Raw genomic sequence first — 14,777 nt, 5'->3', positions numbered from 1 at the left:
TGGCATATTTGGATTCAGTAAATGAAAATTTAGTCTATGAGGCCAAGCTTCATTAGATTGTATTTGTGTTCCCGATCCTAGTGACATTGTTTGGATTTATAATTCTTGCAAGTTCAGGGGAAGCTAGTGTTCGTGCTGGTTTTATGGTTATTTTCTTTGGTGTTGTTCTCTTCATATATAAGGCTATATGTGTTTGGACTACAGAATTGGCTATAACAGAAAAATCAGTGGTGGCCAAATGGGGACTTATTAGGAGAGATACTATTGAATTGCGAATCAATAAGGTAGAAAGCGTTCGATTAAAACAAGGCATAGTTGGTAGAATGCTAGGTTTTGGAACAATCATTATCGTGGGAACAGGAAGTTCTTCTGCTCCAATAAAAGGTATCAAGCGACCCATTAGATTCAAAAAAGAATTGATCGCATTGCAAGAAAAAAATAGTCAAAAATGAAAATACTCAAATCAGGCTAGTTTATCTATCCTGATTGTAAAATCTCACAACCTAAATTATCAGATTAAATTTCACAATTCAGATAATGGGAAGTATGTAATAATTCTCATTTGATCTTTAGAGAAAATTGCTTTGAGTTTCTGGATAAATGTGGGCGTGGTGCTATCTTGAATAAAAATCCTGAAAATTCCATAATCTTTTCTACCACTTACTTGTTCTTTTTCACTCAAAAGCATTGAACTTGCTGCATATTGATAACAGGAAAAATAATAAAAATCATCAAATCCATCTTCTAAAAACAGATCCACTAACGTATCTTTATGTTGTTCGCTAATATAAATTTCGATCAATCTCATATCTATTCCCTTAGACTTTAATCTTTTTGGCAAGTGCCCTAAACATGGGTGGTAAAAGTAATAATGTCAGAGCACTTGAAGTCACTAATCCTCCTAAAACAACTATTGCTAGAGGTTTTTGAACCTCTGATCCAACGCCATGAGTAAGCAGCATTGGAACCAAACCCAATCCCGCAATAAATGCCGTCATTAAAACTGGTCTTAATCTTCTTCTAGCTCCAATACGAACAGTTTCTTCTATGCTTTTTCCCTGCTTGATAAGCTCTTTAAAATATCCTATCATCACCACACCATTTAACACTGCAATTCCAAAAAGAGCTATAAAGCCAACACTTGCAGGTACAGAAATATACTCCCCAGATGCAAAAAGAGAAATCAATCCTCCTGTAATGGCAAAAGGAATATTTAACAAAATAAGCAATGCCAAAGGAATGCTTTTGAATGTAAAGAATAAAATAAAAAATATCGCCAAAATGCTTATAGGAATAACTGTAGCGAGTTTAGCATTCGCCCTTTGTTGGTTTTCAAATTGTCCCCCATAGGTAATAAAATAATTTGACGGAAGTTGTATTTTATTGGCAATTTGCATTTTTATTTCATCCACAAAACCACTCAAATCCCTACCCTCAACATTACTTCGTACCACACTTAAACGCCGAGAATTTTCTCGCACAATACTAACTGGTCCATCAACTTCGCTGATATGAGCTATCGAAGTTATAGGGACTGCAAAATTCCTGCTTGAAGCCATTTCAAGACTTTTTAACTTAGTGATATCTGTAGAAATTTCAGGGTTTTGACGAATAATGACAGGGGTTCTGGCATATCCTGTGGGAATATAATCTACTACAATTCCTTCAAGCGAGGATTTCATAAATTTAGCGAACTCATTACTAGTAATGCCTACATTTGCCATTGCGTGACGTTCAGGAGAAACAAAAAGATAATTCACCCCCTCATTAAGTGCTGTGAATACTTCTCTAGAGCCACGTATAGTGCTGATAATATTTGCGATTTGGGTACTGAGCTCATTGAGTTTAGTAATATCATCACCAAATATCTTTATAGCCACATCTCCACGTGCACCAGTAAGCATTTCTGAAATTCTCATATCAATGGGTTGTGTAAAAATAAAACTGATTCCTTTAAAATCACTCAATGAATCAGAAATTTTTGAGATTAGCTCAGATTTTGTTTTCACATTCCATTGTTTTTTGGGTCTAAAAGAAATAAACATATCTGTTTGATTGAGCCCTCCTAAATCTAATCCAAGTTCATCAGATCCTGTTCTTGCCACCATTGTTTTTACTTCTGGAACTTTTTGATGAATTTTTTTCTCTATTTTCAATATCAAGTCTTTTGATTGACTTAAAGAAATAGAAGGAGTTGTCTCTATCGTCAATACCACATCCCCTTCATCTAAAGTCGGCATAAAGGCCTTTCCGACAAAGGGAAAAAGAGAAAAACTTGCGACCAAAAATATCCCTGCCCCTATGAACATTATTTTAGAATGCTTCAAAGAGAAATCAAGCATCGGATTATAGAGATAATAAAAAAATCTTATCAAAAAAGTCTCTTTATGCTGTTTTGTTTTTAAAACGATTGAACTGATCACAGGAATCAATGTTATAGAAAGAATGAGTGAGCCTAAAAGTGCAAATACAATACTCAGAGCCAATGGACGAAACATCTTGCCCTCTAAGCCTTCTAAGGAGATAATAGGAACAAAGAATATAATGATGATGATAATGCCGCTAATAACAGAAACAGATATTTCCTTACACGAACGATAGAGGGCATGAAGTTTGGTCATAGATTTATTTGAACTCAGCCTTTCAAAAGCATTTTCTACTACCACCACTGCAGAATCTACTAAAATACCTATAGCGATTGCAAGTCCTCCTAAGCTCATTAAATTAGCACTTATGCCATTTAATTTCATCAAAATAAATGCCATTGATAGTGCAAGGGGCAGTATAACGCTCACAGCAATAGCTGCCCTCAAATCTCCTAAAAATAAAAATAATGTAATGATTATCAAAATAACTGCCTCAATCAATGCTTTGGAAACCGTATCTATAGCTTTTTTGGTCAGTTCAGAGCGATCATAAAACGGATTGATAGTGATATTTTTCGGTAAGCTAGGCTTGATTTCTTCAAGTTTTTGCTTCACTTGAGTAATAGCGTCTTTTGAATTAGCACCCTTAAGCGATAATACAATCCCTTGTGTTGTTTCCCCCACCCCATCTTTTGTAACAAATCCAAGTCTTGTGCGATAGCTAGAAACAACATTGCAAAAATCACCTATATGTATATAGCCACTTGTAGTAGGAATAGTGATACTTTTAATATCCTCTTCATTAAGAGCGGCACTCTGTATCTTTACCAAAAAACTCTCTCCATCCCTATCTACTCTTCCAGCACCATCATTTTTTAGATTTGCCTTTAAGGTATCTTCAAGCTCTGTAATAGAGATTCCAAGCCTTGCCATATCATTAAAATCAGGCATAACAACAATCGCTCTAGAATATCCGCCCAAAGAATTCACATCTGCAATGCCTTTTATGGTTCGCAATGCAGGACGAATCACAAAATCAAGCAATTGACGCTTCTGCACTTCAGGCAAATCTCCATCAATAGTAAACATAAACATATCTGATAGAGGAGTTACAATCGGCGCAATGCTACCTTCTACTCCATCTGGCAAATCTCCTAAGACCATAGAAAGTTTTTCATTCACCATATTTCTTGCCAAATAAATATCAATCTTATCATCAAAATCAATAACAATATCAGCAATGGCATACTTAGAAGTACTACGCAAGGACTTTTGCCCCTGAAGTCCTAAAACCTCCATCTCTATAGGTTTAACAACTCGATTTTCCATCTCTTCAGGAGACATACCTGGAGATTTCAAAACAATCTTTACCTGCGTAGAAGAAACATCAGGAAAAGCATCAATGGGAATAGAGATAAAACTATAAGTTCCAAAAAACAATAAAACAAATGCACAGATAAGCACCATTACTCTTTGGCGTAATGAAAATTCAATTATTTTTGAGAGCATTATTCATCGCCTATTCTATTGATAATTCCTTTTAACGCAATCAAAGCCCCAAAAGCAATCTTATCTCCAGTTTTTATACCCTCATTGCTGATGAGAAATTCCTTATTTCGTTCTTCAATAATCTTTACAGGTTTTGGCAAAAACCCCTCTTTGGTCTGTAAAAATATTAAATAATCCCTACCATTTTTGATGATAGCCTCTGAAGGAATGGTGATAGAATTTTCAGGTCTAACTCCATTAATATACACATCAATCATCTCCCCGACCTTGAAATTTCCTGATGTAAGGAGTGCTGTTGCTAAAATTGTATTAGAAGCTCGATCAAGCACCACCGAAACAGATTGAATCTTTCCAATTTGGTTGCCCTGTTCATCATAAACTAGTGAATCCTTTTTGACATATTCAGAAACACTTACAGGAAGCTTGATCCTAGCAAGCAAATCATCATCACGAGATATCCGAATATAGGGTGTAAATGCGAGGATTCTTTCACCTGTTTTTTTAGGTGCAACAGAGAGAATACCACTATCTTTGGCGATTACCCTAAAACCGTATTTTCCTTTTGGATTTAGCGTATCTATTCCAAAAAGACTGAATGTGGATTCAATCTGATTTAGTTTTAGTTGCATTTCGTTGCTTGCGAGATAACTAGCTTGATATTCTCTTTTTGAAATCACACCCTTCTCATAGAGTTCCTTATCTTTTTTGGTCACATCTTTAGCAACCTTGAGTTTATTTTGAGTATTTTCAAGCTCAAAGTATAAATTACTCAAATCAATGGAACTGATTTCATCAATGACCTCTCCTTCTTTTACTCTTTCCCCTTCACGTTTGTATAATGCCACTACTATTACTTCAAAACTTGAGCTTTGAGTAATGGAGCTTTTATCGTTAAAATCAATGTAAGCATTAAAAGGCATCCCCTTACCTAAAGTTTTATTATCTATACTCATAACTTTAATGCCAAGTTCTTGAAGTTGTGTGGGAGATATTTTGATCTCATCATAACCCCATACAAACATTAGAAACGACATTATCAATAACCATTTTTTCATCATTTTCTCTCCATAAGACTTCTGCCCAAAGTTTCTTCAAGCAAGGCTTCTGTATTCACATAATCAATCTTGGCATCAGCCATTGTAATAAGTGAATCCATATAAGAATTTTGATAAGCCAAATACTCAAATAGTCCTATTTTTTGCGAATCATACGCAATTTTTCCCATTTCCATCAAAGATTTTTTATTTTGAATATTTTCCTTTTGGATCTCAATATATTGTTGTTTATTTTTAAGTTGCTCAATATAAGATTTTGCTTTGATTTTAATATTACGTTTAGTGACTTCACTCTGCTGCAATGCACCACTTTGAAGTGCCATATATTTTCTTTTTAGATGGGTGTTTTTAGGGGTTAGCGGTAGAGGAATCTGGAGCTTTAATGAAAGATTTGTAGAAGAATTTGCATTTTCTATCCCTGCTCCAATCTCCAACGCACTCAGCCTGTCTCTGTTGGCAAGTTTGGCATTAGTTTGGTAATCTTTTGCCAATAAATCGATGATTTCCACATAAAGAGACTCCTCTAAGATTTTGTCAATAAAATGATTTGGGTTGGCCACATATCCAAAACTAAGTCCAGATATTTCAATCTCAGAATCTAAGGTATCTAAATATGCACCATCTGATAAATCTTTGCCTAGCAAGGTATCAAGTATTTTTTTCAAATCAATAAGCGTTGATTTTACATTTGTTTTGGCAAGTTTTGCCTCTAAATATGAATTTCTAAAATTGATGTAGTCCTTTTTTGACATACTTCCTGCCTCTAGTTTTTGTTTCGCAATATCTAGCTGTGATTGGTAATTATTTTCTCGTTGAATATAAATATTATATTTTTCTTTAGTGATAAAATAGGTCAAATACAAACGCTTAGCTGCTATGAAAGCTAGATTTTTGCTGAGTTCATAAGATTTTTTGTATTGGATAGTTTTTATATTCAGACTTTGACGCAACATTGAGCTCACCCAAGGTAATTTTGGTGTGAGCATTAAAAGTGTTGTTGTTTGAGGTTCATTCCTACCTTGTGAATTTTTCACCACAGATATGTCTGTTTCCACATATGGATAATCCCAAGAAAGTAAGGATTTTTGATTTTCTATCTCGCTTTGATAGAAAGCTTTATTATTGATAAGATCTATAGAATTTCTCTCCACAGCCTTAAGAAATTCTCCCAAACTTATTTGTCTTCCACTCGCAAGGCTCATTGTTGCACATAAAAATAAAAAGACTTTTCTCAAATCCATTATAACCTCAAAATAAGATTTCTTAAAATATTAATTATATTAAACAATATTTTTATCGTTTTTATGTCAAGAATAAAAGGTTTAAAACTTAAATCCTAGCCAAATTCTAGCGATATTATTCTTATATCCACCCCCATCATTAATATTAAAATAACCTACAGAAACATTAATGTGTGAAAAATCTACTCCTGCTAGTGCATTGAACTGATCTTGAAATAACCATTGATGACCGGAATAATAATGACTCAAGCCATATTTAAAACTCAAAAAATATCTTTTTTCCCATTCATATCTAAAAGTAGCATAACCTGTTTTCGCCCCTCCACCATATACAACCGTATTGTATTCTAAGGGATTATTATCTGAATAAATTGGAAGATTGTTTGTAGTGCCCCTGTTGTCATTTTGCAAATATCCTATAGAAAAATGCCAATTCTTAAAATTCAAACTCTGCTCTAATTGCAACAAATAGCCTAGCACTGAGCCCATAGTGCCCTCAACATAACAAGCAAGACCTACATTGTTGGCCATAAAAGGATCTAAACAGGTATTTGGTGATTGCGAACTTGAGCTCACAAAAACATAATGAAATAACGTCCCAAATCTGAAATCCTTATATTCAAAATTCCAATCTGTCTTTATCCCTAATGAATCAAAAAGTGTGTCAAAATAATTATAATAAATATTCAAATTCAAAAAAATATTTGTGTATTTTATATCCAAAAAATAATTGTTTTTAATCTTGTAATTCTCGTATTTTTCATACAAATTTTTAATATATCCAAAATGAACATTTTCTTGTGGATCCCCATAGGCCTGTGCATCAAACCAGCCTGCTTGAATTTTCCAATCTTCAAACCTATCAATACCCACACTTATTCCCTCTATATAATCACCTATCCATTCTAACTTGAGTGGAAATCTCCCTGCTATTAATGCGCCCCAAGAATTTTTATAAGACATATACAAAGTATGCAATATAAAAGTATCGCTGGTATACCTAAAATCTTTTGCCTCATCATTGTTGATGCGGAATGAAATATTATTTTCATTATCACTGACATTTGAATACATATCATTATTTTTAACTTTATGCAAAAGAGCGATGGCACTCCCTCCTATTTTAAAATCAAATCCATATATATCAATTCCAACACTCAAACTTCCAAAAAGATTTGTATATCCACCTCTTAACTTCTGTCCTTCATCACTTCCAAATCCTCCAGAACTAAAAAACCCCACCTGAGCATCAGAAATACCAAAATAATTATCTTCATATGCATTTAATACGCATAGAAAAATACACTCAAATAGACAAAAGCAAAAGAAAAATCTGACTATTTTGAAATTATTTTTTAGCGACAATAGACATGTTTGAGTTAAACATATTATTAAAGGTAAGACCCTTTCAATCTTATACACAAATCCCCTTATCTATTATTTATTCGTGCAATTATATATGATTTTATATTCTAGTGGGCATTTGGAATTAATTTATATTTTTTCAAAAAGATGTTAAAATCCGCAAGTTTAGTTAATCTTAAAATCTTAATTTATTGTAGGGAGTTCTATGAAAAAACCTAAAATTTTATTGCTTGGTGCAGGTTATGCTTGCTTGAGCACCATAAAAAAACTCACACACCAAGATTTTAAAGATGCTCAAGTCACACTCATCAGCAACTGTGACTATCATTATCATGCTGTATTGCTTCATGAAGTAGCCTCTGGGGCAAAAAATCAAAGTGTAAAGCACTCTCTGAAAAATATTTTACCAGGAGAAATAACCTTCATTAAAGACAACATCATGCAGATCAAACCAAGCTTAAATCAGGCAATAGGGGAAAATGGTACTTATGAGTACGATTATTTGGTTGTAGGACTTGGATTTGATTCTGATTCTTTTGGTATAAAAGGCATTGAAGAATACTCCTTCAGTATGACTTCATATGAAAGTGCTATGGATATAAAAAAACATATTGATAAAAAATTTGAAAACTATAAAAATAACAAAGATGTTAATGATCTTAAATTTATAGTCTGTGGAGGAGGATTCAGTGGAGTTGAGTTCGCTGCTTCATTAGCTCAAGAACTAAAGATTAAAGCCAAAAAAACAGATATTCCTAAAGAAAATATCAAAATCTCTTGTATTGAAGCAATGCCACGTATTTTACCAATGTTTGGTGAGATACTAAGCACTCAAGCCTCAAAAAGACTTCAAGCACTTGGAATTGAAGTTCTAGAAAATTCAAAGATACTAGAATGTTTAGAAGATGGTGTGATGATTGAAAAAGAAGGTAAAAATTTAAAAATACACGGCAATACAATTATTTGGAGTGCTGGAGTAAAAGGAAATAAAGTCATACAAAATTCTACAGAGTTCCAAAGCAACCGCAGCAAGATAGAGATTGATGAATACCTGCATCCAAAACAAGCTCTTCCAAATAGGAATAAGATTTTCATTATTGGTGATTGTGGTGCGTTAAAAGATCCTAAAACTGAAAGATTTTATGCCCCTACTGCTCAAATCTCCTGTAAAGAAGGTGATTATGTAGGCGAAATACTCCATTGTATTATCCAAAATGAATCCATAAAAAAAGCCTTTAGTTTCCAATCTGGAGGCAGTGTGTGTTCTCTAGGAAAGGGTTATGGATTAGGAATTTTTATGAATAGAAAAATTTCAGGATTATTTGCTTATGGAGTAAAGCGAATGATTGAAAACCTCTGGAACATTAAACTCAAAGGCATTCTTAGGATCGCTAAGAAAAGCTAAAAACAATCTTTAAAACCATTAGAAATGATTTTTAATTTCTATTCTTGATATTTTTTGAACAATCTGACAGGGTCATTTTTTAAAAAAATATCAAAACCTTATTTTGATGGTGAATGATTTTTGGGATTTTTTGGATGCTTGGTTGCAATTTTTGAACCAATGTTTGTTTTTTATTCTATTTGCTTGAAAAATATTATCAAGAAAATCTACGAACAACTCATATCGCCTAAGGGGATTATCACAATCGTTAAAAGCTGACTTTTTTAGCATTTCTAAAATAACCCCTCAACTCCTATCTATTTCTATAACGGTTTAAACCATCTTAAATGAATCTGCATTCACAAAAAGATTTATCATTTATCCGCTATCTCTGAAATAAAAATCACTTATTCTAGGGTTTTTCCAATAAATAGAAATCATTCTAGCTCTAAATGCTCAAGCGATCTATTGCGTAAGTGTTGTAGAGGAATTTTCAAATACTATAGTAAATTTATAATTTTCATAAATTCATATTTACTACTAGAAAAACCTCATTGATAATAGACAAAGGTGTGGGTATATTATTGCGATATATTTGAGCACTATCAACTTTTTTTAAGTATCACTAAAAAAATTCTTCCCAGATTTTTGGGCTATCAAAATACGAATAAATATGATTAAAAACTTTGTCTTGGACTCTAAAATATATCTCTAAAAATATCTTTTTTGCCATGGTTTTAATATTTTTTCATCTAAAAGATAAGCTGAGTCAGAAATATACCTGTCTTCAAATACAATACAATCCTATAGCATAATCACACGCATTAAAATCAGGATACATTTTTCAGCTGTTAGTGCTTCTATAAGTCATATCCTACATGCTCATAGACAAATAAAAAACAAAATGCATGATCAGGTTTTTCATCCTCAAAAATATTGTATTTCTTTAAGAGTACTTTTACAAAATAATTATCACAAAACGTTTCACTCCCTGTACCAATGAAGTATTTGTAACTCTATAGTAAATTTTAAGATCTAAGGCCTTCTATAACTCTATCTTGATCTTTTTGTGAAAGTCCTACATAAATAGGCAAACATAAAATACGCTTTGAGATGTCCTCAGAAACAGGACAGCTCTGATTTTTAGAATTAAAATCTAAAATATTCAGACTTGGATAAAAATACCTTCTAGGGAAGATATTTTTTTTCTCCAAAATACTCAAGACATTCAAAAGTTTTTCTTGATTTTTAAATATGATTGGAAAATAATGAAAATTATTGTTTGCATTTTTTGAAATTTTTTGTATATGAAAAGAATCCTTAAGTTGCTCATAATAATACATCCAAATTTTCTGACGTTCTTGGAAAATAATATCTATATCTTCAAGCATACAAAGCCCCATTGCTGCGTGGAATTCACTATTTTTTGCATTGATGCCTAGTGAGTCTGGAAAACTATTTGACAATCCAAAATTAATAATTTTTTTTGCTTCTTGTATAAAAGCGTTGTCCGTGGCTATCAAAGCTCCTCCCTCTACACAATGAAATAACTTGGTAGCATGAAAACTAAGCGTTGATATATCTCCATAGTTAAAAATACTATTATTTTTATACTTAACTCCAAAAGCGTGAGCAGCATCATAGATAACCTTAAGATTATGCTTTTTAGCGATTATATCTATAAACTCAACTTCACAAGGATTTCCAAACACGTGTACGGGCAAAATAGCTTCAGTTTTAGGAGTGATGAGTTTCTCTATTTTTTGCTCATCAATGCAAAACGTCTGGGGATTGATATCACAAAATACTGGCTTTAAATTTTCCCACAAAATCGTATTTGTGGTAGCAACAAAAGAAAAAGGTGTGGTGATAACTTCTCCTTTTATGCCCAAAACTTTATAAGCAATCTGAAGTGCCAAAGTTCCATTACTAACCAAGAGTAAATTATCAACTCCTAAATATTCACATAATTTTAGCTCTAACTCCATGCTAAGAGGACCAAAATTTGTTAAATGATTGTTTCTCCAAATCCTATCGAGGTACTTTTTATACTTATTAATATCAGGTAAGTAAGGTTTATTCACATTAATTTTATTCAAGCTAACTCCAACTTTTTAAGGGATATTTTTAAGGATTATACCACCATTTAAGGAATCAACAAACCACCAAAGTTGCCATGACGCCCAATAAGGCATATGCATAAAACTATAGAAATTCGCTATTGGTTACTTCTAAACTGAGCTTGTTTAAAGTTCGGTTAAAACTATCATTTCGACAAAGAATAGGACACTCCGCACAATTAATGGACTCATAAACTTCTCTTATTCTAGCTCCTCGCCATATTTCCTCTAAACTCTGCTCTCTAAGATCTCCTAAAAAATGTTTATCACTTTGTCTAAAGTGTAAACACGCCCAAACTTTAAAATCCGCACTAATAACAGTGGAAAAAAACATCCCATGACATTTATCATAACCACGATAACTCACATCTACCATTTCCTTGTATTTCTGATAACTAGCGACAATTTTAAAATCATTATCTTCGTATTTTTTCTTGAGTTCTTCAAGATAGGGTAATATATCTAATGTATTGCCTGTAAATGGTCTAAACTGTGCAAAATCTGCACCACGCTCCTTTACGAGTTTTACAAAAGACTCCATATCGCCTTGCGTGAGTTCAGAAGTTAGAAATCCTACGCCAAAACTTGTCTTAGAATTGAGCTCTTTTTTTATTTGAGCAAACATAGCAATATTTTCAAGTGTTTTTTCAAAATGATGTGGCTTCATTCCGTGTATTTTTGCATACATTTCAGGGCTTCCAGCATCTAGGCTTATCCTAAAATATTCCAAATTTTCAGCAATGATTCTAGCTTTATTTTCATCTAAACTCATTCCGTGAGAATTAAGCCCGATATTCATTCCAGCTTTTTTTATCAAAAAAATAGCGTATTCAAAATATGGGCTTATAGTGGGTTCGCCACCACCAGAGAGAATGACACCCTTATTGTCTAAACTTTTAAGCCCTTCTACAACGGCCTCAACTTGATCTTTTGTTAATTCGGCATTATTTTCATTATTACCGCAACAACCTGGGCACCGATGATTGCATTTATTGGTAAGATCAAGCTCAGTTACGACCAATGTCTTATGAGAATTGAAAAAATAATCGATCTTGTTTGTGTATCGTAGTATCTTTTCATCTGAATTAAAATTATTTATTTTTTTCATCTATGCTCCATTGAGATTGTTTTTTAGTCTTCTAGTAATTTTAAAAGATACTTCCCATATCCACTCTTTTCAAGTCTTGCCGCTCTTTGTTTTAAAGTTCCTGAATCTATCCAGCCATTATTATAGGCAATTTCCTCTATACAGGCAATTTTATAGCCTTGCCTGTGTTCAATAGTTTGTACAAAACTTCCCGCTTCCAGCAAACTATCGTGAGTTCCTGTATCTAACCAGGCAAAACCTCTACCTAGTATCTCAGCTTTTAGATTATTACTTTGCAAATAAGCAATATTAATATCTGTAATCTCTAATTCTCCCCTAATAGAAGGTTTGAGCGAACTAGCAATATCTACCACAGAATTATCATAAAAATACAGTCCAGTGAGTGCAAGATTGCTCTTTGGTTTTGAAGGTTTTTCAATTATGGCAATAGGTTTAAGCTCTTTTGTAAGCTCAATGATACCAAATCGCTCAGGATCTTTTACCGGATAACCAAAAACAATTGCTCCACCACCTTTTGGATCCAATCTTGCAGATCTTTGAAGTAACTGACTGAATCCCTGCCCATAAAAAATATTATCTCCTAAAACAAGACACACACTATCATTAGCGATAAAATCCTTCCCCAAAATAAAGCTTTCAGCAAGTCCATTTGGTTCAGGTTGAACACAATAACTTATTGACATTCCTAGCCAACTTCCATCAGAAAATATTTCTTGAAACTTGCCAATATCTTTGGGGGTGGAGATGATGAGAACTTCCCGAATCTTTGAAAGCATCAAAACAGAAAGAGGATAATAAATCATTGGCTTGTCATAGATAGGTAGAAGCTGTTTAGATATCGCTAGAGTGCTTGGATAAAGTCTAGTGCCATTTCCCCCAGCCAAAATAATACCCTTCAAACAAACCTCCTAATATCTTTTATTTGAGGATTCTAGCCTAAACTTTTTAATACTTCTCTTAATGCTCATAATACTTTTTGGGAATAAAAATAGTTTGAAATCCCTTGTCATCATCTGATATTATTGATGACAAAGGAGTGATATCATTTAGTCACAATAGTTTTGATTCCATTCCCAGTATAAATGAGTATGCGTTTAGTTTTACCTTTATATTTATCAAGTGCCTTTGTAAAATCTGCCGTACTTTTTATAGAGATATCCTCAATTTGAGAGATGATATCACCTTGAACGAACCCAGCATTCTCTGCGGGAGAATTTTCTGCAACAGAACTCACAATGACGCCATTAATGTCATTTGGAATTTTATTCCTTTGTTTGATCTGAGGCGTTAAAGCTTCAACTCTCAATCCACTAAGCTGTCCTTGCATATTTCCTTTAGGAACACTAATCTCTTTTTTATTCGCATTTTTTCTCTCTGCTAAAACAATAGTGGCTGTATGCTCGACTTTGTCACGAATATATTTGACTACAATTTTTTGATTAGGAGCTAAAGAGCCAATAATATTCTTGAGTTGAGCTGCATCTTTTATCTTTTTTCCATCTACTTCTGTGATCAAATCCCAAACCATCAAACCTGCTTTTTTTGCTGGAGAGTCTTTTTCTAAACTGATTATGATAGCACCTTGTTTATCTTGATAAGCACTTCTAAGATTATTATCAACATCTTGTATGCCTACACCTAGAAAACCTCTTTCAACTTTTCCATTTTTGATAAGCTCTTTTGCAACAGTTTTAACCATATTTGAAGGAATGGCAAAACCAATACCATGGTTACCACCCGTTCTTGAAATGATTGCAGTATTAATTCCAATCAAAGCACCCCTACTATCAATCAAAGCACCACCTGAATTTCCTGGATTAATTGAGGCATCTGTTTGTATGAAATTTTCATAGTTATTAATACCCATACCATTTTTATTAAGAGCTGAAACAATACCTTGTGTAACTGTTTCACCAACACCAAATGGATTCCCTATAGCAAAAACCAAATCTCCAACAAGCAAATCCGAGCTATTAGCAAATTTTATATAGGGTAAATTTTTTTTATCGATACGAATCACGGCCAAATCACCATCTGGATCAGCACCCACCAATGTCGCAGAATATTCCTGTGTGCTTCCAGGCAAAGTAACAGTAATTTTATCCGCACCATCAATCACATGATTATTAGTAATAATATATCCATCTGGAGAGATAATAACACCACTCCCTAATGCACGCTCAACTCTATCTTTTGGTATCTGGCTATACATATCTCCAAAAAATTGCTGAAAAAATGGGTCATTGAACATTGGATTATTAGGTATTTGGTTTTTTATTTTCTTTTGTGTTGAGATATTAACGACCGCTTGTGTTGCTTCTTTTACAGAATTATTATAAGAATAGACCATATTAGGAGCCACATCTGGAGATATTCGTTTACCTACACTTGGAACATCATCAATTGCAAAGGCATTCAAACCTAATGCACCCGCCAAAACGACACTGATTAAAACTTTATATTTCATTTTCAACTCCTCATTTGTATCTAATAGAAGATTCTAAAGCAAAATCATAAATATTTAAAAAACTAAGTATTTTTTTATGTTTTTTAAGATGCGAATTTAAGAGGTCTTTTTTAAAACTTAATAATAACAAAGAACATATCAAAATTCTAATCTATAGGCCTA

11 protein-coding genes are annotated in these 14,777 nt (G+C 33.2%); 2 read left to right on the top strand and 9 right to left on the bottom strand.

From position 1 onward, the window contains the following. The first annotated feature begins 65 nt into the window (after positions 1 to 65). A complete protein-coding gene (locus BKH42_RS07290) occupies positions 66 to 452 on the top strand; it encodes a PH domain-containing protein (protein WP_143428586.1) in 387 nt (128 codons plus the stop codon). Positions 453 to 523: 71 nt separating this feature from the next. On the opposite strand, the gene BKH42_RS07285 is transcribed toward BKH42_RS07290, so the two are convergent. From BKH42_RS07285 to BKH42_RS07265, 5 genes are all read right to left on the bottom strand, one after another. Then, complete coding sequence (locus BKH42_RS07285; RefSeq protein WP_095295958.1) at positions 524 to 808, bottom strand: DUF3240 family protein; 285 nt, start codon at positions 806 to 808, stop codon at positions 524 to 526. 10 nt (positions 809 to 818) lie between these two features. After that, on the bottom strand, positions 819 to 3,875 hold the full coding sequence (locus BKH42_RS07280) for an efflux RND transporter permease subunit (protein WP_095295957.1): 3,057 nt from the start codon (positions 3,873 to 3,875) through the stop codon (positions 819 to 821). Continuing rightward, positions 3,875 to 4,930 (bottom strand): sodium:proton antiporter, encoded by a 1,056-nt coding sequence (locus BKH42_RS07275; protein ID WP_095295975.1) that lies wholly within the window; start codon positions 4,928 to 4,930, stop codon positions 3,875 to 3,877. Before BKH42_RS07275 ends, BKH42_RS07280 begins: the two co-directional genes overlap by 1 nt. Continuing rightward, positions 4,930 to 6,132, bottom strand: coding sequence for a TolC family protein (locus tag BKH42_RS07270; RefSeq protein ID WP_257874288.1), 1,203 nt, complete (start codon positions 6,130 to 6,132; stop codon positions 4,930 to 4,932). The genes BKH42_RS07275 and BKH42_RS07270 overlap by 1 nt, the downstream gene beginning before the upstream one ends. 120 nt (positions 6,133 to 6,252) lie before the next feature. Continuing rightward, entirely contained in the window at positions 6,253 to 7,536 is a 1,284-nt protein-coding gene (locus BKH42_RS07265; protein WP_219349846.1) for an Opr family porin, read from the bottom strand. Positions 7,537 to 7,741: 205 nt separating this feature from the next. Here BKH42_RS07265 and BKH42_RS07260 point away from each other — a divergent pair, with 205 nt between their 5' ends. Continuing rightward, the gene (locus BKH42_RS07260) at positions 7,742 to 8,941 is read left to right on the top strand and encodes an NAD(P)/FAD-dependent oxidoreductase (protein WP_095295954.1); all 1,200 of its coding nucleotides are present in this window, start codon (positions 7,742 to 7,744) and stop codon (positions 8,939 to 8,941) included. Positions 8,942 to 9,948: 1,007 nt separating this feature from the next. On the opposite strand, the gene BKH42_RS07255 is transcribed toward BKH42_RS07260, so the two are convergent. The 4 genes from BKH42_RS07255 to BKH42_RS07240 all read right to left on the bottom strand — a co-directional run bounded on the left by BKH42_RS07255 (position 9,949) and on the right by BKH42_RS07240 (position 14,615). After that, complete coding sequence (locus BKH42_RS07255) at positions 9,949 to 11,019, bottom strand: DegT/DnrJ/EryC1/StrS family aminotransferase (protein WP_219349845.1); 1,071 nt, start codon at positions 11,017 to 11,019, stop codon at positions 9,949 to 9,951. 106 nt (positions 11,020 to 11,125) lie between these two features. Further along, positions 11,126 to 12,148: a radical SAM protein gene (locus tag BKH42_RS07250; protein WP_095295953.1), complete on the bottom strand. Its 1,023-nt coding sequence runs from the start codon at positions 12,146 to 12,148 to the stop codon at positions 11,126 to 11,128. Between the two features lie 23 nt (positions 12,149 to 12,171). Beyond that, positions 12,172 to 13,047, bottom strand: coding sequence for a glucose-1-phosphate thymidylyltransferase RfbA (rfbA, locus tag BKH42_RS07245; protein ID WP_095295952.1), 876 nt, complete (start codon positions 13,045 to 13,047; stop codon positions 12,172 to 12,174). A 143-nt stretch (positions 13,048 to 13,190) separates the two neighbouring features. After that, positions 13,191 to 14,615 (bottom strand): Do family serine endopeptidase, encoded by a 1,425-nt coding sequence (locus BKH42_RS07240; protein ID WP_095295951.1) that lies wholly within the window; start codon positions 14,613 to 14,615, stop codon positions 13,191 to 13,193. Positions 14,616 to 14,777 lie beyond the last annotated feature (162 nt).

The sequence above is a fragment of the Helicobacter sp. 13S00482-2 genome (assembly GCF_002272795.1).
Classification (GTDB): domain Bacteria; phylum Campylobacterota; class Campylobacteria; order Campylobacterales; family Helicobacteraceae; genus Helicobacter_J.
Note: the sequence above shows the minus strand (reverse complement) of the source record. Positions and strands in the feature narration are given on the sequence as shown.